General features: G+C 53.6%; 1 protein-coding gene. It reads right to left on the minus strand.

Annotated elements, in window-relative coordinates; genetic code table 11:
- Positions 1 to 1129, minus strand: a 1129-nt coding sequence (locus tag AC1D1L_RS33655) for a mandelate racemase/muconate lactonizing enzyme family protein (protein WP_477345831.1), incomplete at both ends; no start/stop codon positions are given.

Below are 1129 nucleotides of genomic sequence, written 5' to 3' on the forward strand. Positions count from 1 at the left end.
GCCGAGGTTACGACGACCGACCCTTTCACAGTGAAATGTTCGAGCGCGCGCTCGTCGATGTCTACCCCAAGGCCAACCCCGGACGGCACCGTCATTCGCCCATTGGAAATCACGAGCGGCTCTCGAACGATGTCTCCATCCATGAGGTACTTCGGAAGGTAAAGGTCACAGGCATCTATTCCGTTCTTGACGCTAGCAGCCAAGTGTAGAGTCGCTGCGCATCCCAAGCTTGTTTCATTCATAACAGAGAAATGGCAGTCGATGCCGGCCGCCTCGGCAATTCCCGCCACCATTTTTGTCCTGTACAGCCCTCCATGTTTAGCGAGTTTGAGGCAGAAGACCTTGGCGGCCGCGCGCGCGGACAAAGTGAATGCGTCATGCACGGTAAACAAGCTCTCGTCTGCAGCGATCGGAGCTGAGGTCCTCGCGGACAAGTGTGTCAGACCGTCAATATTCCATCGCGGCAAAGGCTGCTCAATAAACGTCGGCTCGATCTCACACGCGCGTTCAAGAACTCTCACCGCCTGCGACATCGATAGGCTTTGATTGTAATCGAGGCGGATATCGGCGCCTGGGCCCGCAAGCTTCCGGAGGGCTCGTGCTCTCTCTAAATCTTCGTTGGGCGGCAACAGCCCCATTTTTAGTTTGAAGGTACCGAGTCCTTCACGAAGTAAAGATTCCATTTCATTGACGTCGTCCGAGATGATCTGAGACCCCAGCGACTTGCTCAACCTGAACTGCGTTCGATGCGCGCCACCCAGCAACATGTAAACTGGCTGCCCTAAGGCCTTTCCGGCTATGTCGTACAACGCCATGTCGAGCGCACTTTTAGAACAACCGCTGCCATGCACTAGTGCATCCATCTTGGAATGAATGAAACCGATTGCGACAGGATTTGCGCCCATCAAAGCAGGACCAAAGTATTCGTCGACCGCTGATTTGGTCTCGGCCAACGTTTCGGTCACCACGGGCCAGGGACCACACTCCCCAATACCTACAATACCATCATCGGTATATATCCGAACAAAAATGTTCGCAATTCGGTCTATCGCACCGATCCCGGTCCGGACCACCTTTTTAACTGGAATCTCGATGATTCTACTTTCAATTCGCACAATCAGCATTAATC

The sequence above is a fragment of the Mesorhizobium sp. P2_D6 genome (assembly GCF_056404315.1).